This is a genomic window from Mesorhizobium sp. M7A.F.Ca.CA.001.04.2.1 (genome assembly GCF_003998485.1).
In the GTDB taxonomy this organism is placed as follows: domain Bacteria; phylum Pseudomonadota; class Alphaproteobacteria; order Rhizobiales; family Rhizobiaceae; genus Mesorhizobium; species Mesorhizobium ciceri.
Genome location: NZ_RZQT01000029.1, coordinates 17,898 through 42,644, shown reverse-complemented (window position 1 = coordinate 42,644; position 24,747 = coordinate 17,898). Strand labels below are relative to the sequence as shown.

Here is a 24,747-nt window from a genome sequence, read left to right as displayed (position 1 = left end):
AGACCAAACAATGACGACGATCCAACCTCTCTTGCCTGAAGATGCACCGGCCGTGACCGCGATGCGACAGGCCGCTTCGGCCCACAAGGGCGAGCCGATGGGCCCTGACGCGCGGCCGATATTCGACGCCATGTTCGCCGCCACACCCGCCGCTGCGGATGTGCGGGTTGAGCCTGCGACGGTCGGGGCATTGCGGGCTTCTGGCTGCGGCTGCCGAACGCACGACCGGGCGCACGCATGCTCTATATTCATGGTGGCGGCTATGTGCTCGGCTCAGCCGAGGCGCTCGCCAATTTCGCGGGCCAGATCGCCGCACGCGTTGGCGCCGATATCTTTGTCCCCGATTACCGGCTCGCGCCCGAGCACCCGTTCCCGGCAGCGATCGACGATGCGGTCGCCGCCTATCGCGGTCTCGTTGCGGAGGGTGCCGAACGGATCGTGGTTGTAGGCGACTCCGCAGGCGGCGGTCTAACGCTGGCGCTGCTGTCGATCCTCGCTGCCGACAAGACAAAGGGCTTGGTGCAACCGGTCGGGGCTGCGGCGATGTCGCCCTGGACCGACCTGGCGCTCACCGGCGACAGCATCGAGACGCGGGCAGAGGCGGATCCGATCTTCACGCGCGGCGTGCTCCAGAGCTTTGCGGACATGTATCTTCAGGGCCAGGATGCCACGAACCCCAAGGCGTCGCCGCTCTATGCGCAGCTCCGCGGCCTGCCGCCGATCCGCATCGACGTCGGCGACGACGAATTGCTGCTCGCCGACTCCATCCGCTACGCCGACCGGGCGCGGGCGGCAGGCGTGGAGGTCACGCTGTCGGTCTGGGAGGGCATGCCGCATGTCTTCCAGTCCTCCCTCGGCCAGTTTCTCGCAGCCGAGCAGTCCGTGAACGCCATCGGTGACTTCATCCGCCAGCGGCTAACCGATTCTTCTCCGTCCATCAGCACGCCTTCGGAGGTTTGACATGAAAATTCTGGTATTAGGCGCCACTGGCGCAACCGGCCGGCTGATTGTGCGCAAGGCCCTCGCAGAGGGTCACGATGTCGTAGCCCTCGTTCGCTCCAAGGCAAAGGCCGAGGACCTCGCCGGAGCCGAGCTCGTCGAAGGCGACGCCCGCGATCCCGCCGCGCTGACCCGCGCCATCGCGGGTTGTGATGCCGTTGTCAGTTCATTGGGCACCGCCATGAGCCCGTTCCGAGAGGTTACCATGCTCTCGACGGCGACGCGCGCGCTGGTCGGCGTCATGGAGCGGCAGAACATCCGTCGTTTGGTGTGCATCACTGGCCTCGGGGCCGGCGACAGCCGCGGCCATGGCGGCTTCTTCTTCGACCGGCTGCTCCTGCCCCTGATGCTGCGGAAGGTCTATGAAGACAAAGATCGCCAGGAAGATGCCATCCGGAGCAGCGCGCTCGACTGGACCATCGTTCGACCGATGGTGCTCAACGACAAGCCGGCGCGCGGCCGCATCAAGGCGGTGACCGACCTTTCAGGCGTACATGGCGGGACGATCGCGCGAGCCGATGTCGCGGATTTCGTCGTTCAGCAACTCACTACGGATACGTGGATGCGCAGATCGCCGCTGATCACTTGGTGAAAGCGCCCTAGCTAGTGCTGTGTCCGTGGCCAGTTGCTTCGCCCAGCTGTTCCACCACCATTTCGATGAAGCTCTTCAGCTTCGGGGTTTGTCGCCGATCAGGGTGGAACAGCAGATGAATTGGACGCGGAGGCGTTTCGTAGTTCGGCAACACTCTGACGAGCCGCCCGGTCGCGAGGTGCGTGCGCACCGCCTCTTCCCCGATGAGCGCCAAGCCGAAACCTGCGAGCGCCGCCTCCAGCAACGAAGCGGGGCTGTTGACCTTGAGACGGCCGTGGACCAGGGCCTTTGAGGTGAGACCGTCCCGTACAAAGAGCCAGTCGCTGAACGTTGGCTCGGGCCAGTTACCGAAGAGCAGGCATTCATGATTGGCCAGATCCGATACGGTCGATGGCATCCCTCGCTCTTTTAGGTATGCAGGCGACCCGCAGGCGATAGTCTGAAAGGGTGCGAGCTCGATCGCTCCGAGGTTGGATTCTCCGAGAGGACCGATCCGGAACACCGCCTCAAACCCGTCGTCGATAAGGTCGACAAAGCGGTCGTTGAGAACCAGGTCGACATCGACACTGGGATGGCTGCTCAAATATCGTGCGACCACAGGTGTCACGCAGTGAGCTCCGAATGAAACCGGCGCGTTGACGCGCAAGAGCCCTCGCGGTTTGCCCCTGGCCTCATCAGCAATTGCATCCGCCCAGTCGACTTCGGCCAGCGCCACTTTGCACCGATCGTAGTAGGACTTGCCGATCACCGTCAGACTTTGCTTTCGGGTTGTGCGATTGAGCAGGCGTGCCCCCAAGCGTGCCTCCAGGTAGGTGACGTGCTTGGCCACCATCTGCGGTGAGATGCCGAGCGCCGATGCCGCCGTTGCAAAGGAGCCGCTTTCTGCCGCCTTCACGAATGCGGCCATGCTGGCGAGACGATCCATTCCACACTCCTGGTTGGGAGAGCCGGTTTCATGACGCCATTTATCGATAAAATGCAAGGGTCCATATAGCTTGTCTGCATTCTCAACCCACATCTTAGAAAGGCACAAACATGAAAATCGGCATTGTTGGCGCTGGCAATATCGGCAGCGCACTCACCCATCTCTTCCGGGCCGCAGGGCACGAGGTCACGATCGCCAATTCGCGCGGACCAGAGTCTTTGGCGGACCTGTCGGCGGAAACCGGCGCGCGGGCAGCTACGATGGAAGATGCTGTCCGCGGCCAGGAGGTCGTGGTCGTCTCCGTTCCTACAAACAAAATCCCTAGTCTGTCCCGCGAACTGTTCGCGTCCACGCCCGCCGACGTCGTCGTCATCGACACGACCAACTACTACCCACAGCAGCGCGATGGTCATCTGGCCGGAATTGAGGACGGGAGCACCGAAAGCGAATGGGTCGAGCAGCACCTTGGGCGTCCGGTGATCAAAGCCTTTAACACGATCGAAGCGACCCATCTCCAGCCGGGCGCCAAGCCGGCGGGCTCCGCGGACCGTATCGCTCTGGCGGTGGCGGGTGATGACGTCCGGACCAAGTCCAAGGCCATGGCGCTGATCGACGGGATCGGCTTCGACGCAGTGGACGCCGGCACTATCGCGGAATCCTGGCGTCAGCAGCCGGGCTCGCCCGGTTATCTCAAGGACTATGGCGTCCAGGGCGTCCGTAGCGCGCTCGCCGAGGCAAACCCCGAACGTCAGCCCGAGTGGCGCGCCACGCCCAACAGCCCCGGCACATACGACTCGCCGGCTTAGACGCCCTTGGTCCGCCACCATCCGCCCCACCACAGATGATCGATATCTGACGACCTCAGGGGGACCTTCGATGTTGTATTCGACTGCCATGGGAGCTTGACCGCCAGGGAAGAGGAGTTCCTTACAAAGCGTTCCGGTGTTGCCGTGGATATCGACCCGACCTTCGGCAATCTGGTCAGATCGATAATTTCATCGCGGCACAGTTTTGTAAGAGGCGTGCCTAGCCTGAGGATACTGCAAAAAATCGTCGACCTGGCCGTCGGCGGGCGGCTGCCGATAACCATCAGCCGTACCGCGCGGCTTTCCGAGGCCATCGCCCTGATCAGCGACCTGGAAGCCGGTAAGCGCGTTCCAGGCAAGGCGGTCATCGTGATGGATCGAGAGAATTGCTGAACGGGCCTTGTTCCGGATAAATTCGGATCAGCGCTGAAGTTTGAAAGGGGCGGCAAGCCTTATCCAGTCTAAGGTCTGGCGGCAAACAATGGCTTCGTACCGCCACAGTTCATCAATTCAGCAAGCCGGGTCGCAGTCACTGAAGCTAGAACGCACCAGTCCTCATTGGCGACACCTCGCCGAACGACGTACGGCCACTTTCGAAATCCCATAACTTCATGGAGAATTCCAATGACGCGAATACTGTTTGTCGGCCAGAAACCAGAAACCGTCGACTTCTCGGACCCGTCCTTGCCGCCCGGCTTCAACGCCGAAAAGATCAATGCCGGGATCGCTTTGGGGGTGGCTAAAATCGAGGAACGGGGCTGGCAGGGTGATACCTGCATGATCACGCCCGATGCCGCCGGATTTACCGCACTCAAAAGAGCGCTGAGCGACGCGACATACGATTGCGTGGTGATCGGTGGCGGCCTCAGGCTGCCGCCCAAGGCCCTACCCTTGTTCGAAACCGTCGTGAACATCATCCACAAGGCGGCGCCCAACGCCGCCATAGCCTTCAACACGAGACCCGAGGACACCGCGGAAGCCGCTGCCCGTCAGCTCCCCATGGGTTGACGGGCGCTCATTTCGGCTGTTCGCCGCGGTGTGAGGCAGAGTTACAAGAGCGGCATCGCGCCCGCGGCCGCGATGCTCTGCGCGAATCTGCCCGACATTCCCTCGTAGGCAGTGTTCGTCATCGAGATGACGGTTCTCTTCCTGGCGAAATCGATACCCCACCAGTTGCCATATGTTCCGCCCCAGGAAACCGATCCTTTGCTCCATTTGCTGCCGGTGGAAGCAGGGTCGATCAGGGCAGCGCCCAGCCAGGAAAAACCCCACCCCGGGCCCATTGCCTGAGCCTCCGCGTCAACTCTTGGCGTCCTCACCGCTTCACGCAGATCCTCGCCCAGGAAAGCGCCGGTGCGATACGCCTCAAGCAAAGTCAGGACGTCGCGCGGACGGCCAGCCATGCCCGCGCCGCCCGATGGCCAGGCTGTCGCGTCCCGAATGCGTTCCGGATCGAAGCGAACGCCGGGGCCCTCGATGTAACGCTGCGGCACCTCGACACCGACGGTCATCCGCATAGGCGCCGATGAACCATCGCGGTAGGGGACGGCAATATCCTCTTGGGGCCAATGAAAAGCGGCACCCAGTTGTAGTGGTTCGGTGACCAGGGCGCTGATCGCGCCGTCAAGCGTCGTGCCGGTGACGGCCTCAATCACGCCGCCCAGCACGTCCGTCGCGATGGAGTAGCGCCAGCCCTCACCGGGAATGCGATCCAACGGCACGCTGGCGATGCGGGCGAGATTTGCTTCGAGTGAGCCCCGGCTCTCATCAAGCCCATCAGACACTCCCGCACGGGCGTAAGGTCCATCGGCAGGTTGCTGGCTGCGGTAGTCCAATCCGGCCGTATGCGCCATCAACTGACCGATTCTGATGTCGGCGACCAAGCCATCGGCGAGACGAGGCGCAAATCCCGGCAGATATTTTGTCACCCTGTCATCAGGCGACAAATGTCGAGCCTCCATCAACTTCAAAGCGGCCATGGTTGTGAAGGCTTTCGTCACGGAAGCGAAGCGGAAGGGCGTCTCGATCTGCATCTGCCTGCCTGTCTCACGGTCAGCAAGGCCCGCCGCCCGCTCGTAAACGATCTTGCCATCTTGGGCGACGAGCACGACGCTACCAGCGATGCGGCCCTCTGCCAGTGCGTCCTCGATCGCAACATCCATGGCGTTTGCCAGGTTGTCCGGCAGTGCCTTCAGGGCCAAATCTTCGGTCATATCTGTAACTCCAAGTTGGAAATATGCCCCCTAGATGCGCCTCCTTGATCGTGAAGTTGAGATGGGCCATGCTTCATGGGTCTTGAAGCAAGAATTGACGATGGGACCCGATTTTTTCTCGCTGCTGCCGGCGTTCCGCATGGTCGCCACGACCGGAGGCTTCACCGCCGCCTCCGGCCGTTTGGGGATAACGCCATCTGCGGTCTCGCAGAAGATTCGCCAGATCGAGGCCCTTGTCGGAGTCCGGCTTTTCGAGCGCACAAGCCGCAGTGTCCGGCTGACCGAGGCGGGCCGCCTCCTGCTTGAAAACACGGACCGAGCGTTCGCCGACATCGCGGACGCACTCGATCGGGTTCGTATGGTTGGAAAGCGGCCGGCAGGAAATTTGCGGATCAACCTGTCACGGCTGGCGGCTCAGGTCTGCATCCTGCCGCGGCTGGCCGCCTTCGTGCGGCACTACCCGGACATCAAGATTGAACTCGCAACCGACGATCGATTGTCCGATATCGTGGCTGGCGGCTTCGATGCCGGCATCCGTTTCCAAGATACATTGGAGATGGATATGATCGCGCGCTCCATCGGTCCACCTCTTCGCCGCTCAGTGCTGGCCTCGCGCTCCTATCTGGAAGCTTCCGGCACCCCCGGCATCCTAACGATCTGCCAGGCCACGACGTTATCCGTTACAGGTTTCCGGGGAGCCAGCGATTGCCGTTGACCTTCAACGTCAACGATCAGGTTGTTCGCCTCGATCCGCCACCGCGCCTGGTGTTCGACGACAATCATCACTTCGACTTTGCCGTTCGCTCGGGCCTGGGTATCGCCCAACTCTACAGAGCGACGGAAATACCGGCTATCGAGGCAGGTGAACTGGTTGAGCTTTTGACAGAATTCGAGCCAGGTCCCGTACAGTTCAAGCTTTACTATCCCACACGCAACCAGCCGCCAAAACTTCGAGCATTCATCGAATGGTTTTGCGGTTAGGTCCGTTGCACCGCAGGAAGCGGGGGACGCAGCGCCGTCGCAGCCTCGGTGGTCGGGCTCATTAACGGCCGGCTCGCACTGTATCTCCCACTGGCAAATTCAGGTCTTGCACATGATCTGGACAGTGTCGCCTTGAACATCTCCTTCTTTCCATACATAGGTCGGCCGGGTGGGTGGCGGCTCAACATGGAACTTCAATGAACCTTCCTATCTTCGCCATCAACCTCGATCGCGAGACCCAGCGCTGGAGCGAATTGCTCGCCAGCGCCGAAGCGGCAGGCCTGACCTTGCAGCGCATTGCCGCCGTCGACGGCCATGCGCTTGCCAAAGAGGCCTGGACGGAGATCGATCTGCCAGCCGCACGCAAGCTGAGCGGGCGCGACATCCTTTCCGGCGAATATGCCTGTTACCGCAGCCATATCCAGGCGCTGGAAACGTTCGTGGCCGGTGGCAGCGCCCATGGCCTGATCGTCGAGGACGACGTCCTCTTCAGCGAAAACACCATGCGGCGCATCGAGGCCATCATCGCGGCGGTGCCGGATTTCGACGTCATCAAACTGGTCAACCATCGCATCAGCTTCTTCATGCGCGCCGTCGAGACGGCGGAAGGCGACGAGATCGGTCGTGCGCTGCATGGCCCGCAAGGCTCGGCCGCCGCCTATCTGGTGACGCGGGAGGGCGCGCAGGGTCTGTTGTCGGCGCTCGCCGTCATGAAAATGCCGTGGGACGTCGCGCTCGAACGCTTTTGGGATACCGGCCTGAAGGTCTATTCCGCCCGCCAAAACGTGCTTGGCTTCGCCGCCAGCAGCGAGATCTCCGGCATAGCCGGTCCCTCGGGAAGCTACAAATCCGCAAGGTTGGGCGGGCCGAGCCGGCTACGTGCCGGGGTGTTGCGGGCCGGTGACGAGCTGCGCCGCCTGCATCACGTCCTGCTGCGGCCCCCTTTGCCGCGAGATACCCTGGACTGTGCCAAGGACAACGCGCCGCGCCACACCTTGCTTCTGTTGCTTGCGGCACTCGCCGTTCTCGCCATGGTTTCCGCGGTGTGGCGCGAGGCAGACACCTACCGCTATGCGGGCCTGGCGCTGGCCCTGGTCGCGGTCATCCGCTGGTTCAGGGTGGATTTGTGGACCTACAGCAAACCACTGATCGGTTGGGTCGGCTTCCTGTGTCTGGGCTGGTCGCTCTATGTCTTCATCCGACTGGCGATCGTCTATTTCGGCACCCACCAGTTGGGTGGCGCCGAAGGCATTTACATGTTTCCGCTGTTCTATGCGACGACCGGATTCGCCTTTCTGCTGTTTGTCAGGCAGCCCGCACGGCTGGTCCTCTGGTTCATGATCCTCAGTCTTGTCTTCCTGGCGGCGGACACCGCCTGTTCGAACATGTTTCAGGATATCCAACCGGCCCCGTGGCTTTTCAACAATCCCATCCACGCGTCGGTGGCGGCCGGTTTCATCTTCCTCTGCACGCTGCAATTCATGGCTTACACGGCCCAGAGAACGGACCTCGGGAAAGCAACCAAGAACCTTTATTGGGCGCTGTCGACAGCCGTCCTGCTGCTTGCCGTCGTCAATATCATCGAGATGCGGTCAAAGGGCGTGTGGCTTGCGCTTGCGCTTGCGCTGCTCCTGTTGACGGTCATGACCCTGGCGAGAGGCCATCGCCGCGAACTGTTGGTTTCGGGTGGCGTGCTGGCGATCGTGGCGGCCGGCATTGTCGCAACACACAACATCTTCTCGTCCACCGCCGGCGACACCATGACCTTCGTCAATACCCTGGTTCCGGATGTGTTCAGGCATGGCGTCCTTCCCGCATTCGACCGCGCCATCGCGAGCGATGCGGTTCCGCTTGCAGCCAAGGAAAGGCTGATGCTGTGGGCGGATGCGATCGATATCTGGAAACGCCACCCGATCTTCGGAGCCAGTTCCAGCTGGCTGACCGAGTGGGAGAACAGAACCTATCATCCCATGATCTTAAACGTCTTCCACAATGGTTATCTGGAAATTGCCGTGCGCTATGGTCTGGTCGGACTGGCGTTCTTTGCCTTTCTCTACACCTGGTCGGCCAGGCAGGTTCTGCTGGCCATGCGAGCCAAGCTTGTCGCTCCGGCCGCATGGTCCTGCTACATCTCCACACTGGTTTTCTTCGCCCTCAGCATCCTTACCAATTCCAACAACCGGCTGGCCATGGGTGAGGCCTTCATGTGGTTTGCCGCGGCGTTCGGCTTCTATTGTTTTTATGTTCGCCAGCAGAAGAACCTTGTCGCGCCGCGAACCTATTTTTAGGGCCTAACGGCGCAGCACGTATCTGATCAGCCGGTTGCGGCCAATGCACCTTTGAGGCCCCGCTCAATTTCCCGATAATCGGGAAAGTCGATGCCAAAATCCACGGCTTATCGCCGGCAACCCGTTTGTTACGATCGACACAGATCACAGACGGGGGTTGTCACGGATATGCTGACGGACAGGCAGGCACGCGAAGCGGTGGAGCAGTACCGCGAGGAAGGATATGCGGTCGTTCGACAATTCGTCGACGGCGACGAGATGATCCGGCTGAAGAAGGAAACCGATGCGGTCTATGCCGAAGGCCTCAAGCATCACGCCACCTTCCGGCACGGCAACCTGAATTTCCAGATCCTGCCTGAATCGGACTTTGGCCAACGCTATGTGCTGCAGGCTTACTGGTTTTCCTGGATCAATTCCTATTTCGAGCAATTCCGCCGCAATCCCGACTATCTGAAGCTGCTCGAGGGTCTGATCGGCCGCGACATAAAACAGATCGCCCAACAGCTGCACTGGAAGCCGCCCGGCGCCAATGTCACGGGTTATCGCTTCCACCAGGATCTGCGCTTTCGTAACCAGGCCGCCTTCGACAATGTCGCCGACGCCACCGTGACAACAGGCCTCGCGGTCGATCGGGCGACGCTGGACAATGGCTGCCTTCAGGTCGTGCCCGGCAGCCACAAGCTCGGCTATCTCGGCCTGTCGGACGAGGGAACCGGCGAGCTGATGAAGGGTCTGACCGCCGAAGAAGAGTTGCGCAAGGTCGGCATCGACCCGGCGACCATCGTTCCGCTGGTGCTGGAGCCGGGCGATCTTGCTTTATGGGGGCTGCTCACCGTGCACGGCTCCTCGCCCAATAGGTCACAGCACGACCGCGCCTTTGCACTGTCCAGCTATGTGCGGGCGGATACGACGCAACGTGGCGAATGGGCGTTCAGGGACGGTGTTTCGGTGCCGCTCGGCAAGACGCCGGCACTGTGCAAATACGAAAAGCTCTTCGAGGAGCCGGGACCGATGTACGACACCACCGCCTGGTGGAAATGACGCTGCCGCGTCGGGCGACGGGGGCAGCAGGAGCCTGGCGTTCGCGCCAGGCCCCTGACGGCGTTGGCCGGCAATCGGGCAGCATTTCAGGCGGTGAAGTCGGCCGACAGTTCGCGGATCAGGAAATCGACGAACGCGCGCACCTTGGCCGCAATATAGGTGCGGTGCGGATAGAGTGCGTAGATCGGGCTGGAGCCGGGGCGAAACTCATCCAGCTGCACTTCCAGCCGGCCGTCGCTGATCGCAGCATCGACCAGCAGGCTGGGCAGATTGCCGATGCCGAAACCGGCGGTGGTCATCTGGTAGGCGGCCTCGACGCTGTTGGTCGAGATGCGCCCGCCGACAGCCGCATCGAAAGGGCCGTCTGGTCCGATGAAAGGCCATGTGCCAAGCCGCTTGGCGAAATTGCTCAGCACGCAGGAATGGCTTGCCAGCTCATCCGGGTGGACCGGGCGGCCGTTTGTGTCCCAATAATCGGGCGTGGCGCAGACATAGTTGCGAACTTCCCCAAGCCGGCGGGCAATCAAGGCGGAATCGGCCTGACCGCCGAAGCGGATGGCGACATCGTAGCCTTCCTCGACAATGCCGACGACATAACGCGCGGTGAGGTCGAACTCGATCGTGGTGAGCGGGTTCTCTTCGAGGAATTTCGGCACCAGCTTGGTTATGCGCGTGTGGCCCAGAACATTGGAGCAGGAAACCCGGATCAGGCCGCGCGTCTCCTTGTGAAGGCCGCGCGTCGAATCCTGCAGTTCGGAAATGTCGTCGAGCAGGATGCGGGCACGCGGAGCATAGTCGCGGCCCGCCTCTGTGAGGCTGAGGCGCCTTGTGGTGCGATTGATGAGCCGGACGCCGAGGTCGTCTTCCAGTTCCTTGATGGTGCGGCTGACGGCCGTCGTCGACATGTTGAGATCGCGCGCCGCCGCCGACAGGCTGCCCAGCAGGCAGACCCGATCGAACACCCGCATCGCCGTCAGAAGATTCATCTTGCCTTCCCCTCGCCGTCGCGGCCCCGCCGCCATCGGCTGCGTCTTGTAGAAAACAGCGCCCAGCAACGACGCGGCAAGGGCATTCCACCGAATTTGGGCGTAAAATCAACAATGGGAGAACCGATATGACATCCAGACCTCTTCATCCGGCGATCGGCGCATTTGCGAAAGGCGCGAAGAGCGGCGCGCTTGGCCGCCGCGAGTTCCTGGCGTTGGCCAGCGCCTTCGGCGCCAGCACGGCGATTGCCTATGGGCTCATCGGTCAACCGGTCCCGGCGCGGGCCGAGGAAGCCGCCCAACCCAGAAAGGGCGGCGTGCTGCGTGTTGCCATGCAGGTGATGGAGCTGGAAGACCCGCGCAAGTTCAAGGTTTCGCAGATGGGCAACATCGCCATGCAGTTTCTCGAACCGCTGGTGCGCTGGAAGCCGGATTTCACCTTCGAGCCGGTGCTGCTGCAGAGCTGGGAGATCAATGCGGACGCCACGGAATATGTGCTCAAGGTGCGCCCAGGGGTGAAGTGGTCGAACGGCGACGATTTCACCGCCACGGATGTCGCCTTCAACATCACGTGCTGGTGTGAGAAGGATGCCGCCGGCAACTCGATGGCGGGGCGCATGACCGCCCTGATCGATCCCGACACCAAGGTGGCGCGCACTGGTGCCATCGAAGTTCGCGACGACCACACCGTGGTCCTGAAACTGTCGCAGCCCGACATCACCATCATCCCTGCGATGACCGACTACCCGGCATTGATCGTCCACCGCACGTTCAATCCGAAGGCAGCGCCACTGTCGGCCAACCCCGTTTCCACGGGTCCGTTCGAGCTTAAAAAACTCGATGTCGGCGTTGCTGCCTCGGTGCGCAAGCGGCCGGACGGGTCCTGGTGGGGCGGCGAAGTGTTCCTCGACGGCATCGACTGGACCGACTACGGCACCGACTCGGCCGCCACCGTCTCCGCTTTCGAATCCGGTGAGATCGACCTGAACGGCCAGACGCAGTCCTATGACGTCGCCATGCTCGACAGGCTGGGCCTGAAGAAAAGCGAGATCGTCACTGCCGCCACCCTGGTCTCGCGCTGCAACGTCAACGCCAAACCCTATGACGACAAGCGCGTGCGCAACGCCATACAGCTTGCGGTCGATAACGAAGCGGTGCTGCAACTGGGCGCCGACGGCATGGGCATCGTCGCGCAGAACGATCATGTCGGACCGATGCATCCCGAACACGCCGACCTGCCGCCGATCAAACGTGATCCGGCCCGGGCCAGGGCATTGCTCGAGGAAGCCGGCCAGCTCGATTTCGAGTTCGATCTGATCTCGGTCGAAGCCGACTACCGCAAGGAAAGCTCCGATGCCGTCGCCCAGCAGATGCGCGACGCCGGCTTCAAGGTGAAACGCACCGTCATCCCGGAATCGGCGTTCTGGAACGACTGGACGAAGTATCCCTTCGCGACGACCAATTGGAACGCCCGACCGCTCGGCATCCAGACCTATGCACTTGCCTATCAGACCGGTTCGGCATGGAACGAGACGGGGTTCGCCGATCCAGACTTCGATGCCAAGGTCCACAAGGCCAATTCCATCGCCGATCCGGAGCAGCGCCGTGTGGTAATGAAGGAACTGCAGGTCATGCTGCAGGATTCCGGCATCATCGTTCAGCCTTACTGGCGAAAGCTGTTCTGCCATATGAAACCTGCCTTGATGGGCTACCAGATGCATCAGGCCTATGAGCAGGATTTCACACGGGCCTGGCTCGCCGCCTGATCGCGGACGACCCCTCCGACAGGGCGGCGCATTTTCTGGCGCCGCCCTTAGAGCAGTTCACCGTTTCACGGAAACGGCGAGCTGCTCTAACTCTTTGTTTTGAGGCAATTTTGGCCGGAAAACCGCTTCACACTTTTCCTAGAATTGCTCTAGCCTGCTCACCGGGGACGTTGCGCCGAAGCGTCGGCCTCAAGGGCGTTCGAGGGGCAGTGCGGGCTTTGTATCGGGCATGATGCGCAGACGCGCCCACACATGCCCTGCCTTGTCAGGTCGGCCGGGATTGCAGGCCGCCACACCGGACCGGCTGGCACATCAAGCGTGTGAAACATTCTGGTTTCTGCCTCTGTCATCATCTAGCTCCGGTTCATGGCTGGAGCTTACTTTTGACTGGGGGAAGCGAAACCCGCTTTCCCGGGCAACGACCTTCCCGAAAACCGGGAGAATTCGTGCTCTTGGTGCCGAGAGGGACCCGAAGCAGCAAGACGACCGCATGAGCGGTCTGCCGCACCGGGTGCTATTGCCGGATCTCGACAGGTCTCTGCCGCTCAGTTGAAGTGAATTCGCCTGCCTATTGTGCGGAACTCTAGCCTGTCTTGGACGTTGGACCCGACATCTGAAAGATATTTCCTGCTGACGCGATAGGCAGTATTACGAAGCGGGTGGGACGCCCCGAGCCACACGGCCTGTCGGATATGAAGCAATTTTGCGGTTGAGATCGCGGAACATGCAGCGTTATTTCCATCCGATCTGGAGATCTTAAATTGCCAGCTCGAATATGCTGCGTCTTTGGCAGCTGGCAATTGCTCAGCCTGGTTGCCTCACTTCGCCAATCAACAATGGATGGAAGCTCCCCGGCGGATCAGGAGCATGAGGACTATCTCCTGCTTTATGAAACGGCCGGCGTTTCCGAGCATTTCAAGACCGGTCTTGCTGAACTTGCGTCTAAAGTATGGACCTGGAGACGGATCATATGGGCGTACGACCTTCTGACGTCCGAGCGTAAATATGGGCAACTGCAAATTTTCCGGATCCATCGTCTGATCCGAGACACAATTGGTCTCGACGCGAGTTCCGTAGCTGAAATTTGGGCCTGCTTCGTTAACCGGCCGTCGGAAAAAATACTGCTGGACTCATACCCAGAAGCCAAGATCGTTTTGTATGAGGATGGCTTGACGTCATACCTTCCATTCGAGATGGCAACCATGTCACGGCCGCCGGGCACAAGGTTTCGACGACGCATCACCGCGGCCTTGATTGCAGGACTCTCTACAATTTCACCGGCGTTCCGATTGAGGAAAGCGGCCGACAGGATAGAAAGACACCATCTGAGACGGGTGACGAAGTTTTATTCTTTGCTTCACGAAATCCCCATTCACGATGCACTGGAGAACGTACCGAGATTTCAGGTCGGCGCTTCGCTGATGCGCGACGTAATAGATGAAGCCTGCAGGGATGCGCTTTCCGGCGGCGATGAACATTGCCGTGCGTCAGCCAACCCACGGATCCTGCTGCTCGGCCAGGCATTGTCGCGAAACCGCATAATGTCGTACGCGCAAGAGGCGGCGATCTATAGACGAATTGCGGAGCAGATCGTCGAGAGGGGATACGACGTCGTCTGGAAGGAACATCCCAGAATAAGCAAGCCCTTCTTCCCCGAATTGCTGGATGCAGTTGGCAATGTGACGGCCGACGCCAACACCAGGATCATGGCAGCTAACCTGCCACACATATATCCGATAGAGCTTGTCGTATCCCGGATGAACATCGTTGGCTGCGTCTCCGGCACGTCAGCTGCCCTTCTTTACCTGAAGTGGCTTTACGGCATCAAAACATACACATTTGCGGAAACCCTGATCCCCCTCATGACTGGCGCGGATATTCTAATGAGCGAAATGGTAAAAGCCCATGCGGAGCCCTTTTCAACGCTCCAATCTTTGAACGAGACGCAGAAAGGGATCCGTTGAAAGGCGGTAACCCAGCTTGAACACGATCCTCGCTGTCCAAATTCGGACAAACTCGATCTGGGACACCATCGATGTCAAAGCCGCTTTCAGTCCTTCAACGAGCCACCAAGGCCGACGTTCGATCGGAGCCGTTTCCACACATCATCCTGCGTGACGCCCTTCCCCTCGATCTCTACCAGGAATTGGCCGGCACGTTTCCCGCTCCGGAAACGCTCGAAATCGATACACGCCGCAACAACACCAGGTGGGATTATGAGGCCCACCGCGTTCGGTCGAACGAAGCCGTGCCGCAAATATGGCGCGACTTTATCGCCTACCATGTATCGCAAGCATTTTTCGGCGAGGTCGCCGACCTGTTCTACGACGATATTCACAAGTTCTACCCTGATTATTACCCCAATTATGAACGCCTCAAGAATATGAAAGCGGGCATCAGGTTTAGTGACACCTATGCAACGCGCGACATACTGATGGATGCGATGCTCAGCGGGAACACGCCGGTGACCAATGCCGGATCGGTGCGGACAAGCCACATCGACAATGGCGACAAGCTATTTTCTGGCCTGTTTTATATGAGGCCGGAAGATTATGATGCCGTTGGCGGGGACCTGACAATTAGTCGTTTCCAGTCCAAATACGCCACGCTGAAAGCCAAAGCGACACTCTTCAATGATGCCTATGTCGACGACACCCATTTGGAATGCGTCGAAACAGTTCAATACGACAAGAACATTCTTGTATTGTTCATCAATTCGATTGAATCGGTCCACGGCGTCACAGTCCGCCAACCCACCAACAAATCCCGGCTTTTCGTCAATCTGGTTGGAGAAGTCGAAAAGCCATTCTACATCAAAGGAAAAAAGATACGGCCGCGCTACGTCCCGGCGCATCAAAATCAGGATGAGGCGGAACAGACCTGGCTGAAAAAGCTCAAGCAAAAATTGCGGCTTTAGAAGAACAACGCCGTCGATCCGAGTTTCAGCCTGAACTGCCAATACCGAGCCGGATTCGACTTTCCCGGCGGCCAGGCAAAGATTGGAACAGAATGAGATTTTATCCAGCCGTCGAACGGATCGCCTTTTTCGCCACGCTTGCCGCTGTTCTTGCCCTTGCACTGCTGCCTATACCCCGACTCGAAGAGTACGGGATCGATATCGGTTTCCGTTCCGACAAGCTGAACCACGCCAGCGCCTTTGCCGTCATGACTTTCCTTGGAGGGCTCGGCTGGCCCGATCGAAAAACAAGACTAATCGTCTTCCTGGCCATGATTGGAGCGGCGATCGAGGTCCTGCAGGGCACGGCGCTGATACGGCGCGATCTGGATGTGTTCGACTGGTTTGCCGATTGCGCCGGCATCGCATGTGGCCTCGTGGCCGTGATCTGTGTGAACTGGATCTTGCGGCGCAGAGGTTGAGCCCGCTCTCAAGCCTTATCTGCACGGCGCCGATAGCCACAGGAGTTCGCCCTCGGCTCCATTGACTCAGCGAAATCGGATTGCAACGATCCGATCCGAGAGTGAGCGATTTTTCTAACTTGGCCGGACAGATATTTTGGGCGCGGCACCCAGGAAGTGCGCCATCAGTATTGAGGGACGATGACGATCAAGATCAGGCTTCCGGGCGGTGTATTGAAGGTCAAGCAACGTTATGAGTTGCGGCGGCGAGAGCACAAGGGCGAAGTCCCGGTCTGGCAGTTTGGCAAATATTTCGTCATCTGGTGGCCCAGTACAATTCCTGATCGCCCCTCCAGGAGCTCGAATACTGATGAGGAACTTGAAATGAATCTTCCATCGTCTGGAGAAAGCACGTAAGCTCTATGCATCATGGCTTTGCGAATCAGATTGCCGGGGGGCACACTGAAGGTGAAGACCTACCGGGAACTGCGTGATCGCGAGCGGGATCGCAGGGTGCCTGTGCTGAAACTGGGCTCGCTCTATTTCGTCTGGTCCCCGGCCAAACATCATTCGCACAGGCACAGTCCGCGGCCCTGACATTTTTTGCCGAGCGAGAACCGCTTGCACCCTTTTCCTGAAATTGCTCCGGTGCGGCCCATTCCAGCCAGCGCGACCTGGGTCAGCTTGCCTCGCGCATGGCCTCGGCCGCCTGCAGGTCGACCGACACCAATTGGCTGACGCCCTGTTCGGCCATGGTGACGCCGAACAGCCGGTTCATGCGCGCCATGGTGATGGGATTGTGGGTGATGATGACGAAGCGCGTCTCGGTGGTGGCGGCCATTTCGTCCATCAGGTTGCAGAAGCGCTCGACATTGTGGTCGTCGAGCGGGGCGTCGACTTCGTCGAGCACGCAGATCGGCGCCGGATTGGTCAGGAACACCGCGAAGATCAGCGACATCGCCGTCAACGCCTGCTCGCCGCCCGACAGCAGCGTCATGGTCTGCGGCTTCTTGCCGGGCGGGCGGGCGAGGATTTCGAGGCCGGCCTCGAGCGGATCGTCGGATTCGATCAGCTGCAATTCCGCCGTGCCGCCGCCGAACAGATGCGAGAACAGCCGCTGGAAATGGCCGTTGACGACATCGAAGGCGGCAAGCAGCCGCTCGCGGCCTTCGCGGTTGAGGCTCTGGATCGCCTGCCTGAGCTTGCGGATCGCCTCGATGATGTCCTCGCGCTCCGACACGATCGCCTCCAGCCGGTCGGAAAGCTCCTTCTGCTCTTCCTCTGCGCGCAGATTGACGGCGCCCAGCCGTTCGCGCTCGATCTTCAGCCGGTCCAGCTGACGCTCGATCTCGGGCATCTCAGGCATCGGGCTGTCAGCCTCCAGACCGGTATGGCGAATAACCAGATGCGGCGGTGTGTTCAGCGTTTCCTGGATGCGCGCCTCGACCTCCAGCCGGCGTTCGTCGGCCGCGGTCAGCCGCTCTTCGGCGCGAACGCGGGTCTCGCGAGCCTCGGCCAGGAACTGGATGGCGCCGGTGGCGGCCTTGTCCAGTTCGGATTGCCGGTTCTCCGCTTCCTGCAGACGGTCGGCCGCCGCCTTGCGCAAGGTTTCGGCCTCGGTGAGCTGCGACAGCAGGGCGCGCCGCTTGGCGTCGATTTCATCGGGCGCATCCGCCAGCCGCTCGCGTTCGGCCTCGGCCTCGGCCTTGCGTTCGCCAAGCGAGGCGATCTGCGTCGAGGCGTTTTCGGCCCGCTCCAGCCAATTGCTGCGCTCGGCGCCAATGGCATCGAGCCGGCGCGCGCGCGCCTCGGCTTCGCGGCGCAGCCCCTCATGCACCGCACGCGCATCGGCAAGCGCGGCGCGGTCGCGCGCGACATTGGCCGAGGACTGTTCGAGCTGCAATTGCAGATCGCCAAGATCGGGCGCGTCCTGCAGCAGCATTTCCGCCTCGGCGAAGGCGGCCGAAATCTCCTCATGGCTGTCAACGATGCGGGCGCGCGCTTCATCGAGTGCTGCGCGCCGGCTCTGCAATTCGCCGCCGGCCCTCTCGGCCTCAGCCAGTGCATTGCGGGCGGCGTCCAGCCGATGCTGTGCGTCACGACCGGCCTGGCGCGTGTTGCGCTCGGCCTCGCTTGCCAGGCGGAGCGCCTGTTCGGCCTCCCCCAGCGCCTCCTCGGCCTGGCGCAGGACGAGCGTCGCCTGTATCGCCTCGGCATCGAGCTCAGCCAGCCGGTTCTTCTGCGCCAGCCGTTGCGCCGCGGCGGTCGGCGCGTCGGCACTGGCGGTAAAGCCATCCCAGCGCCAGAGCGCGCCTTCACGGCTGACCAGCCGCTGGCCGGGAGCAAGCAGCGGCTGCAACCGGCGGCCATCGCCGGCGGCATCGACGATACCGATCTGCGCCAGGCGGCGGGCGAGCTGTGCCGGCGCGTGGACCACGCTGGCAAGGCTCTTCACGCCTTCCGGCAGAGCCGCGTCGCCGGGTTGGATCGCGCCTTCGCCCCAATGCACCGGCGCGCTGCGGTCGAGCGGCACGTCGAGGTCTTCCCCAAGGGCTGCACCCAGCGCCGTTTCGAAACCGCGATCGACGCTGATCTGCTCCAGCACGGCCGGGAAGAGATCGCCGCTGGCGGCATTGAGGATTTTTGCCAGCGTGCGCGCTTCGGTTTCGATCCGTGCCAGCTCGGCCCTGGCATCCTGGAGCGGTGGCCGGGCAGCGCTTTCGGCAGCACGGGCATCGATGACCGACTGCTCGGCCTCGGACACGGCAGCCTCGGCCTCCTCCAGCAGCGCCATGGCCTGTTCGACCAGCACGCGCTTCTCGGCCGGATCGGGCAGGCCAGCGACCTTGGAGAGTATCTCCGACAATTCCCGGTCGACATCGGCAAGCTGACGCGCGAAGCGGTCGCGGCGCTCGGCGGTGTCGCGCAGCGTCCGTTCGATCTGGTTGCGCGAGGCGGCAGCCTCGGCCCGCTCGGCAGTCAGCGCGGCGAGTTTGGCTTCGCTTTGTGAAAGCGTAGATGCCGCTTGTTCGAAAGCCGCGCGGGTGGTGGCCTCGCGCTCGGCGGCACCAGCATTTTCCGAATTGAGTGCCGCCTCTTCAGTGCGCAGGCGCTCGAGAATGTCCGCATTGTCGCGGACCATGCGCTCCTCACGCGCGATATCGCCGTCGAGCTGCTGCAGCCGGCGCTCGAGTTCGCTCTGACGGGCGCGGATGCGGTGGGCTTCCTCTTCGATCTGCGACTTGGCGATCGAGAGGCGCTGGAAGGCAGCGGCGGCGGCGGCTTCCGCGTCGCGCAGGTCCGGCAGCCGATGGGCGCCTATGCCTTGCTCCCTGGCGGCGGCCATCTGGGCCGCGGCGCGGTCGCCGACCAGTGCCGTGGCAACCGCCAGCGCCGAACGCGCCTCGCCTTCCTGGGTTTTGGCCAGCGTCCAGCGCAAATGCAAGAGCGTCGCTTCTGCCTTGCGGATATCGGCCGACAGGTTCTTGAAGCGGGACGCCTGGCGCGCCTGGCGCTTCAGGCTTTCGATCTGGCTTTCCAGCTCGCCGACGACGTCGTCCAGCCGTTCCAGGTTCTGTTCGGCCGCCTTCAGCCGCAGTTCTGCCTCGTGGCGGCGGGTGTGCAGGCCGGAAATGCCTGCCGCCTCTTCGAGCAGGGCGCGGCGTGCCTGGGGCTTGGCCTGGATCAGTTCGCCGATGCGGCCCTGGCCGACCATCGACGGCGAACGCGCACCGGTCGACTGGTCGGCGAACAGAAGCTGCACGTCCTTGGCGCGGGCCTCCTTGCCGTTGATACGGTAAAGCGAGCCGGCCTCGCGCTCGATGCGGCGCGACACCTGCAGTTCGTCGGCATCGTTGAAGGCAGCAGGCGCCGAGCGGTCGCTGTTGTCGAGGAAAAGCGTGACTTCGGCGGTGTTGCGCGCCGGACGCGTGCCCGAGCCGGAGAAGATGACGTCGTCCATGCCGGACGCGCGCATATTCTTGTAGGAGCTTTCGCCCATCACCCAGCGCAACGCCTCGACAAGGTTCGACTTGCCGCAGCCATTCGGTCCGACAATGCCGGTCAGGCCGCGTTCGATGACGAACTCGCCGGGCTCGACGAAGGACTTGAAACCGAGGAGGCGAAGGCGCGAAAACTTCATTCGCGCCGCCCGCTAAGCGGATTTCGGTGGTTTTGCGAAAGGAAGTCGCGGCACGACGAGAAGCCGCGCACGCCGAAGCGCCGCCGCCTCAGGGCTGACTGGACGTCAGAGCAGAGGGTCGATGATGGCCGACATTTCCTCAATCGACATCGCCCCCTTGTAGGTCTTACCGTTGATGAAGAAGGTCGGTGTCGAGTCGACCTTGAATTCATTGGCGCCGCGCTTCTGGACCGATCTCACATCGTCCAGAAGTTTCTGGTCCGTCAAGCAGGCCTCGAAGGACTCCTGTGTAAAACCGGCGAGCTTCGAGATTTGCAGCAGCGCATCCTTGGTATTCTGGACGCCAACCCAGTTCGCCTGCTGCCGGAACAGGACGTCGACCATGGGGTAATAGTTATCCTTGGCGCAGCGCGCCAGCATAAAACCGGCTTCGGCGCTCGGGTCGAACGGGAATTCGCGCAGGATGTAGCGAACCTTGCCGGTGTCGATGTACTTGGTCTTCAGGTCCGGAAAGGTGGTCTCGGCGAAATGCGCGCAATGCGGGCAGGTCATCGAGGCGTATTCGACGATGGTGACCTTGGCGTCGTCCTTGCCAAGCTGCTTGTCGGGCAGCGCGCCCGGCTTCATCAGTTCCGTCATGTCCACGGTGCCCTGGGCTTCCGGCGCGGTGGCGGCGGCCGGCGTGGCCGGCTTTGCGGGAGCGGCCGGCTCAGCGGGCTTCACATTCGCAGCCTTCGCCTCCTCGCCAGAGTCGCTGCAGGCCGCGAGCAGGGCCACCGCCGGAATGGCGGCCAGCGAAGACAGGACGTTTCTGCGAGACAAGCTTTGGCCAAACGGGGGACGGTTCATACGAATCACCTGACAAGGGTTGGATTTTGCAATGCAAAGACACGAAAAGGCGAGAGTTGGCGCGAATTAAGGCATCTCGATCCCCAATCCAATCGCGAAACCTGACAAGGGCGATCACGAATGCGAGATATAGACGACGAATCCATGACTTTCTTCAAGACGCTTATGATTTTCTCTCCCCAATAATGGTCGCGCCAAGTTTCTCCAGCGAGGCGCGCAGTCCTTCATTATCGACCAGGCCGACAGTCCCCGACAATTTCGTCTTCTCAGCCGCGGTCAGCGGTCTCAGGGCCGGTCTGCGCTTTCCTTTGTCGGCTGTCACCGGCTTCTGCAGGATCCTGATGCGGTTGATGGCGGTGAAGCCGAGGAAGGCGTTGACCCGGTTGATGATCTCGCCCGTCTCGTGCTGCAGATGAAGTGCCGCCATGCCTTCGCAGGCAATGACCAGCACGGCCGGCTCGAACGGATCGTCCTCATGCATACGGCGCGGCCACTGGATTTTTTCGGGGCGCGAGTGGCTGGCCAGCCGTGGGCCGGCGATCTCGTCCCATGACTGGACGAGGCCGATCGAAATGCCGGCCCGCTTGCGCAGCACCGGATCGAGGATCCTGGTCGCGAGATCGCTGACCGGGACGGGATTGCCGTAGGGCGTTCTCCCTGCCATGTACGTCCTCCAGCCACGACCCCAGCAGATACCGGCCAGGCCAATACAAGATCAATGGCACCAGCAGACCAGACCCGCAAGACCGCATCCTGGGATAGTGGCAAAGCCACATCCGGAGATAGCAGCATAGCTGCATCTGGAGATAGCAGCACAGCTGCATCCGGTGTCAGCGACGATATCGCATCCCGCCTGCTCGGCTGGTATGATGTGCATCACCGTGAATTGCCGTGGCGCATCACGCCCCGTGAGCATGCACGCGGCGTGCGGCCTGATCCCTACCGCATCTGGCTCTCCGAGGTCATGCTGCAGCAGACCACCGTCGAAGCAGTGAAGGCCTATTTCCGGGTATTCGTCGAGAAATGGCCCGATGTCGAGGCGCTGGCCGCGGCGCCGACCGAGGACGTGATGAAGGCGTGGGCGGGGCTCGGTTACTACTCCCGCGCCCGCAATCTCAAGGCTTGTGCCGATCTTGTGGCCGAGCGTGGCGGCCGGTTTCCCGACACGGAGACGGGTTTGAGAGAGCTGCCCGGCATCGGCGCCTATACGTCGGCGGCCATCACGGCGATTGCCTTCGATCGCCCCGCCGCGGTTGTCGACGGCAATGTCGAACGTGTCATCTCCCGGCTGTTTTCGATCACAACCCCGCTCAGCGAAGCCAAGCCCGAGATCCGCGCCCATGTCGAGCGCATGGTGCCCGGGATAAGGCCTGGCGACTTCGCCCAGGCGATGATGGATCTCGGCGCCACCATCTGCACGCCACGCCGGCCACGCTGCATGCTGTGCCCGCTGCGCGAAGACTGCGACGCCGTCGTTTCAGGCGATCCCGAGCACTTCCCGGTGCGCCTGCCCAAAGCCGACAAGCCGCAGCGGCACGGCGCGGCCTTTGTCGCCGTGCGGGCCGACGGCGCCATCCTTCTGCGCAAACGGGCGGAGAAGGGCTTGCTCGGCGGCATGACCGAGGTGCCGACGACAGGCTGGACCGCGCGCATCGATGGGGCAACCACGCAAGCGGCCGCGCCGTTTCCCGCCGATTGGCGGCATGCGGGCCGCATTGCGCATGTCTTCACGCATTTCGCTCTCCAACTCGAAGTCTTTCACGCTCACATCAAAGGTGATGTGCCAGACGGGCATTTCTGGTCGCTGGCCCACGAGATTTCCGGCGAGGCGCTGCCCACTGTCATGAAAAAGGCAATCGAGGCTGCGATACCCGGCGCGACGAAAAAGCCGTCGCCACACAGTGCAAAGAGGCCTCATGACTGAAATACGCCACATCGTTTTCGACATCGGCCGCGTGCTGATCCATTACGATCCCAACATTCCGTTCAGCCGCCTTATTCCGGATGCCGAAGAGAGAAAGTGGTTTTTCGACAATGTCTGCACGCATGATTGGAACATCGAGCAGGATCGCGGCCGGACCTGGGAAGAGGCCGAGGCGCTGCTGATCGCGGACCATCCCGATCACGCGGAAAACATCCGCGGTTTCCGCCGCCACTGGCACGAGATGGTGCCGCATGCCTATAAGGACAGCGTCGCCATCATGGTCGGTCTGATCGAGAGCGGCCACGACGTGACCATGCTGACCAATTTCGCCAGCGACACGCTGGCCGAGGCCCGCGAGCGCTTCGATTTCCTCAATCGTCCGCGCGGCGTGACGGTGTCGGCCGATATCCGCCAGATCAAGCCCGACCGAGCCATCTACGATCACCACGTCGCCGCATTCGGCCTCGAACCGGCCGCGACGCTGTTCATCGATGACAGCCAGAAGAATGTCGACGGCGCCAAGGCGGCAGGCTGGCAATCGGTGCTGTTCACCGACGCAAGGACGCTCCAAGCAGACCTTGAACGTCTCGGAATCAAGGCCTGATTTGAATCGCTTCGCGCGATCCGTTGAGCCTTTGAATCAACGGCATTCGAAGCAATTGGCAGGGGCTCAGGCCCCTGCCCGCTCCATGCCGAGCCGCGCGATGCGGCGAAGCTCGTCGATCGGGGTCAGGCCACCGCTGCGCTCATAGTGCCAGAAGGTCCAGCCGTTGCAGGCATCCAGCCCCTGCACTTCGGCGCCGACCTTGTGGATCGAACCGGCGCTGTCGCCGATCGCCACCGTGCCGTCGGCCCGCACCTTGGCCGCCCAGCGCTTCTTGGCATCGTAGAGCGTCGCACCCGGCATCATCAGGCCGGTGTCGATCAGGCTGACGAAGGCAACGCGCGGCTCGGCGCGCTTGCCCGTGAGAACGGTGAGATCGGCACCATCCAGCGGCCGCACCGCGTCGATGCGCTCGTTGGCGGCGTCGATGTAGGCCTGCTCGCGCTCGATGCCAACGAAATGGCGGCCGAGACGCTTGGCCACCGCGCCTGTGGTGCCGGAGCCGAAGAAGGGATCGAGCACGATGTCGCCCGGTTTGGTCGAGGCCATCATGATGCGGGCAAGCAGCGCTTCCGGCTTTTGGGTCGGATGCAGCTTGTCGCCATTGTCGTTTTTCAGCCGCTCGCCGCCGGTGCAGATCGGAAACAGCCAGTCGGAGCGCATCTGGATGTCGTCGTTGGACGCCTTCATCGCTTCGTAGTTGAAGGTATAGCCCTTGCCCTTCTGGTCGCGCGTGGCCCAGATCATCGTCTCATGCGCGTTCTGGAAACGGCGGCCGCGGAAATTCGGCATCGGGTTGGTCTTGCGCCAGACGACGTCGTTGAGGATCCAGAAGCCGAGATCCTGCATCTTGGCGCCGACACGGAAGATGTTGTGATAGGAGCCGATGACCCAGATGGTGCCGTTGGGCTTCAGCACCCGGCGCGCCGCCAGCAGCCAGGCACGCGTGAAAGCGTCATAGGCCTCGAAACTCTCGAACTGGTCCCAATCGTCGTCAACGGCGTCGACCTTCGACTGATCAGGGCGGTGCAGGTCGCCGTCGAGCTGCAGATTGTAGGGTGGGTCGGCGAAGATGACGTCGATCGACTTTTCGGGCAACCGGTCGAGTGCTGCGACGCAGTCGCCCTTGAGGATCGTGTCCAGCCATTCGGATTGCTGGGGAGCGTGGGATAGCTCGTCGAGAAGACGCACGGCAGACATTCTGACACCCAAGGCACGCGTTACTGTTTACTCTCCGTTATGGTTACCGATCAGCGTAAATATTCCGTGAAGGCC

The 24,747-nt window shown here is 61.7% G+C and carries 23 protein-coding genes; 16 read left to right on the top strand and 7 right to left on the bottom strand.

Going from position 1 to position 24,747, the window contains the following annotated elements; translation table 11 throughout:
• The first annotated feature begins 237 nt into the window (after positions 1-237).
• Together EN955_RS12120 and EN955_RS12115 are read left to right on the top strand one after the other, a co-directional pair.
• Positions 238-960 (top strand): alpha/beta hydrolase, encoded by a 723-nt coding sequence (locus EN955_RS12120; RefSeq protein ID WP_196815399.1) that lies wholly within the window; start codon positions 238-240, stop codon positions 958-960.
• 1 nt (position 961) lies between these two features.
• Positions 962-1,591, top strand: a complete 630-nt coding sequence (locus EN955_RS12115; RefSeq protein ID WP_024503639.1) for an SDR family oxidoreductase — start codon at positions 962-964, stop codon at positions 1,589-1,591.
• A 7-nt stretch (positions 1,592-1,598) separates the two neighbouring features.
• Here the strand turns inward: EN955_RS12115 and EN955_RS12110 are convergent, their stop codons facing one another.
• Positions 1,599-2,516 carry a LysR family transcriptional regulator gene (locus tag EN955_RS12110; RefSeq protein WP_032809833.1) on the bottom strand — a complete coding sequence of 306 codons (918 nt, stop codon included), beginning with the start codon at positions 2,514-2,516 and terminating at the stop codon, positions 1,599-1,601.
• 110 nt (positions 2,517-2,626) lie between these two features.
• Here EN955_RS12110 and EN955_RS12105 point away from each other — a divergent pair, with 110 nt between their 5' ends.
• The 3 genes from EN955_RS12105 to EN955_RS12095 all read left to right on the top strand — a co-directional run bounded on the left by EN955_RS12105 (position 2,627) and on the right by EN955_RS12095 (position 4,330).
• Positions 2,627-3,322 carry an NADPH-dependent F420 reductase gene (locus tag EN955_RS12105; RefSeq protein WP_024503637.1) on the top strand — a complete coding sequence of 232 codons (696 nt, stop codon included), beginning with the start codon at positions 2,627-2,629 and terminating at the stop codon, positions 3,320-3,322.
• A 96-nt stretch (positions 3,323-3,418) separates the two neighbouring features.
• Entirely contained in the window at positions 3,419-3,715 is a 297-nt protein-coding gene (locus tag EN955_RS12100; RefSeq protein ID WP_127223420.1) for a hypothetical protein, read from the top strand.
• A 231-nt stretch (positions 3,716-3,946) separates the two neighbouring features.
• Positions 3,947-4,330, top strand: coding sequence for a hypothetical protein (locus tag EN955_RS12095; protein WP_024503635.1), 384 nt, complete (start codon positions 3,947-3,949; stop codon positions 4,328-4,330).
• Positions 4,331-4,371: 41 nt separating this feature from the next.
• Here the strand turns inward: EN955_RS12095 and EN955_RS12090 are convergent, their stop codons facing one another.
• The gene (locus EN955_RS12090) at positions 4,372-5,535 is read right to left on the bottom strand and encodes a serine hydrolase domain-containing protein (RefSeq protein WP_024503634.1); all 1,164 of its coding nucleotides are present in this window, start codon (positions 5,533-5,535) and stop codon (positions 4,372-4,374) included.
• A 34-nt stretch (positions 5,536-5,569) separates the two neighbouring features.
• Between EN955_RS12090 and EN955_RS12085 the strand changes: the two genes are divergently transcribed.
• From EN955_RS12085 to EN955_RS12070, 4 genes are all read left to right on the top strand, one after another.
• Complete coding sequence (locus EN955_RS12085; protein ID WP_081714304.1) at positions 5,570-6,250, top strand: LysR family transcriptional regulator; 681 nt, start codon at positions 5,570-5,572, stop codon at positions 6,248-6,250.
• Positions 6,193-6,516: a LysR substrate-binding domain-containing protein gene (locus tag EN955_RS35080; RefSeq protein ID WP_127219155.1), complete on the top strand. Its 324-nt coding sequence runs from the start codon at positions 6,193-6,195 to the stop codon at positions 6,514-6,516. Before EN955_RS12085 ends, EN955_RS35080 begins: the two co-directional genes overlap by 58 nt.
• Positions 6,517-6,713: 197 nt before the next feature.
• Positions 6,714-8,804 (top strand): glycosyltransferase family 25 protein, encoded by a 2,091-nt coding sequence (locus tag EN955_RS12075; RefSeq protein WP_024503633.1) that lies wholly within the window; start codon positions 6,714-6,716, stop codon positions 8,802-8,804.
• A 168-nt stretch (positions 8,805-8,972) separates the two neighbouring features.
• A complete protein-coding gene (locus tag EN955_RS12070; protein ID WP_024503632.1) occupies positions 8,973-9,845 on the top strand; it encodes a phytanoyl-CoA dioxygenase family protein in 873 nt (290 codons plus the stop codon).
• Positions 9,846-9,931: 86 nt separating this feature from the next.
• Here the strand turns inward: EN955_RS12070 and EN955_RS12065 are convergent, their stop codons facing one another.
• Positions 9,932-10,831, bottom strand: a complete 900-nt coding sequence (locus EN955_RS12065) for a LysR family transcriptional regulator (protein WP_013532748.1) — start codon at positions 10,829-10,831, stop codon at positions 9,932-9,934.
• Positions 10,832-10,959: 128 nt separating this feature from the next.
• On the opposite strand from EN955_RS12065, the gene EN955_RS12060 reads away from it, so the two are divergent.
• The 5 genes from EN955_RS12060 to EN955_RS12040 all read left to right on the top strand — a co-directional run bounded on the left by EN955_RS12060 (position 10,960) and on the right by EN955_RS12040 (position 16,371).
• Positions 10,960-12,597: an ABC transporter substrate-binding protein gene (locus tag EN955_RS12060; protein ID WP_024503631.1), complete on the top strand. Its 1,638-nt coding sequence runs from the start codon at positions 10,960-10,962 to the stop codon at positions 12,595-12,597.
• 761 nt (positions 12,598-13,358) lie between these two features.
• The gene (locus EN955_RS12055) at positions 13,359-14,561 is read left to right on the top strand and encodes an alpha-2,8-polysialyltransferase family protein (RefSeq protein ID WP_245265334.1); all 1,203 of its coding nucleotides are present in this window, start codon (positions 13,359-13,361) and stop codon (positions 14,559-14,561) included.
• Positions 14,562-14,632: 71 nt separating this feature from the next.
• The gene (locus EN955_RS12050; protein ID WP_024503629.1) at positions 14,633-15,514 is read left to right on the top strand and encodes a hypothetical protein; all 882 of its coding nucleotides are present in this window, start codon (positions 14,633-14,635) and stop codon (positions 15,512-15,514) included.
• A 92-nt stretch (positions 15,515-15,606) separates the two neighbouring features.
• On the top strand, positions 15,607-15,975 hold the full coding sequence (locus tag EN955_RS12045; protein ID WP_024503628.1) for a hypothetical protein: 369 nt from the start codon (positions 15,607-15,609) through the stop codon (positions 15,973-15,975).
• A 180-nt stretch (positions 15,976-16,155) separates the two neighbouring features.
• Positions 16,156-16,371, top strand: coding sequence for a hypothetical protein (locus EN955_RS12040; protein WP_081714302.1), 216 nt, complete (start codon positions 16,156-16,158; stop codon positions 16,369-16,371).
• A gap of 262 nt (positions 16,372-16,633) precedes the next feature.
• Here EN955_RS12040 and smc read toward each other — a convergent pair whose 3' ends face one another.
• The 3 genes from smc to EN955_RS12025 all read right to left on the bottom strand — a co-directional run bounded on the left by smc (position 16,634) and on the right by EN955_RS12025 (position 21,608).
• The gene (gene smc / locus EN955_RS12035) at positions 16,634-20,095 is read right to left on the bottom strand and encodes a chromosome segregation protein SMC (protein ID WP_024503627.1); all 3,462 of its coding nucleotides are present in this window, start codon (positions 20,093-20,095) and stop codon (positions 16,634-16,636) included.
• A 105-nt stretch (positions 20,096-20,200) separates the two neighbouring features.
• Positions 20,201-20,944, bottom strand: coding sequence for a DsbA family protein (locus EN955_RS12030; RefSeq protein ID WP_013532754.1), 744 nt, complete (start codon positions 20,942-20,944; stop codon positions 20,201-20,203).
• A gap of 163 nt (positions 20,945-21,107) precedes the next feature.
• On the bottom strand, positions 21,108-21,608 hold the full coding sequence (locus EN955_RS12025) for a DUF721 domain-containing protein (protein WP_013532755.1): 501 nt from the start codon (positions 21,606-21,608) through the stop codon (positions 21,108-21,110).
• A 54-nt stretch (positions 21,609-21,662) separates the two neighbouring features.
• On the opposite strand from EN955_RS12025, the gene mutY reads away from it, so the two are divergent.
• Together mutY and EN955_RS12015 are read left to right on the top strand one after the other, a co-directional pair.
• Complete coding sequence (gene mutY, locus EN955_RS12020) at positions 21,663-22,868, top strand: A/G-specific adenine glycosylase (protein WP_024503626.1); 1,206 nt, start codon at positions 21,663-21,665, stop codon at positions 22,866-22,868.
• Positions 22,861-23,472, top strand: coding sequence for an HAD family phosphatase (locus EN955_RS12015; RefSeq protein WP_024503625.1), 612 nt, complete (start codon positions 22,861-22,863; stop codon positions 23,470-23,472). The genes mutY and EN955_RS12015 overlap by 8 nt, the downstream gene beginning before the upstream one ends.
• Before the next feature lie 66 nt (positions 23,473-23,538).
• On the opposite strand, the gene EN955_RS12010 is transcribed toward EN955_RS12015, so the two are convergent.
• Positions 23,539-24,672: a site-specific DNA-methyltransferase gene (locus tag EN955_RS12010; RefSeq protein ID WP_013532758.1), complete on the bottom strand. Its 1,134-nt coding sequence runs from the start codon at positions 24,670-24,672 to the stop codon at positions 23,539-23,541.
• Positions 24,673-24,747: the final 75 nt, after the last annotated feature.

Coding starts and splice junctions, on each gene's coding strand:
- EN955_RS12065 (WP_013532748.1), bottom strand. CDS start 10,831: ATGAATCTTCTGACGGCGATGCGGGTGTTCGATCGGGTCTGCCTGCTG.
- smc (WP_024503627.1), bottom strand. CDS start 20,095: ATGAAGTTTTCGCGCCTTCGCCTCCTCGGTTTCAAGTCCTTCGTCGAG.
- EN955_RS12045 (WP_024503628.1), top strand. CDS start 15,607: ATGAGATTTTATCCAGCCGTCGAACGGATCGCCTTTTTCGCCACGCTT.
- EN955_RS12090 (WP_024503634.1), bottom strand. CDS start 5,535: ATGACCGAAGATTTGGCCCTGAAGGCACTGCCGGACAACCTGGCAAAC.
- EN955_RS12050 (WP_024503629.1), top strand. CDS start 14,633: ATGTCAAAGCCGCTTTCAGTCCTTCAACGAGCCACCAAGGCCGACGTT.
- EN955_RS12070 (WP_024503632.1), top strand. CDS start 8,973: ATGCTGACGGACAGGCAGGCACGCGAAGCGGTGGAGCAGTACCGCGAG.
- EN955_RS12095 (WP_024503635.1), top strand. CDS start 3,947: ATGACGCGAATACTGTTTGTCGGCCAGAAACCAGAAACCGTCGACTTC.
- EN955_RS12120 (WP_196815399.1), top strand. CDS start 238: ATGCTCTATATTCATGGTGGCGGCTATGTGCTCGGCTCAGCCGAGGCG.
- EN955_RS12075 (WP_024503633.1), top strand. CDS start 6,714: ATGAACCTTCCTATCTTCGCCATCAACCTCGATCGCGAGACCCAGCGC.
- mutY (WP_024503626.1), top strand. CDS start 21,663: ATGGCACCAGCAGACCAGACCCGCAAGACCGCATCCTGGGATAGTGGC.
- EN955_RS12115 (WP_024503639.1), top strand. CDS start 962: ATGAAAATTCTGGTATTAGGCGCCACTGGCGCAACCGGCCGGCTGATT.
- EN955_RS12105 (WP_024503637.1), top strand. CDS start 2,627: ATGAAAATCGGCATTGTTGGCGCTGGCAATATCGGCAGCGCACTCACC.
- EN955_RS12110 (WP_032809833.1), bottom strand. CDS start 2,516: ATGGATCGTCTCGCCAGCATGGCCGCATTCGTGAAGGCGGCAGAAAGC.
- EN955_RS12040 (WP_081714302.1), top strand. CDS start 16,156: ATGACGATCAAGATCAGGCTTCCGGGCGGTGTATTGAAGGTCAAGCAA.
- EN955_RS12025 (WP_013532755.1), bottom strand. CDS start 21,608: ATGGCAGGGAGAACGCCCTACGGCAATCCCGTCCCGGTCAGCGATCTC.
- EN955_RS12060 (WP_024503631.1), top strand. CDS start 10,960: ATGACATCCAGACCTCTTCATCCGGCGATCGGCGCATTTGCGAAAGGC.
- EN955_RS12015 (WP_024503625.1), top strand. CDS start 22,861: ATGACTGAAATACGCCACATCGTTTTCGACATCGGCCGCGTGCTGATC.
- EN955_RS12010 (WP_013532758.1), bottom strand. CDS start 24,672: ATGTCTGCCGTGCGTCTTCTCGACGAGCTATCCCACGCTCCCCAGCAA.
- EN955_RS12030 (WP_013532754.1), bottom strand. CDS start 20,944: ATGAACCGTCCCCCGTTTGGCCAAAGCTTGTCTCGCAGAAACGTCCTG.
- EN955_RS12085 (WP_081714304.1), top strand. CDS start 5,570: ATGCGCCTCCTTGATCGTGAAGTTGAGATGGGCCATGCTTCATGGGTC.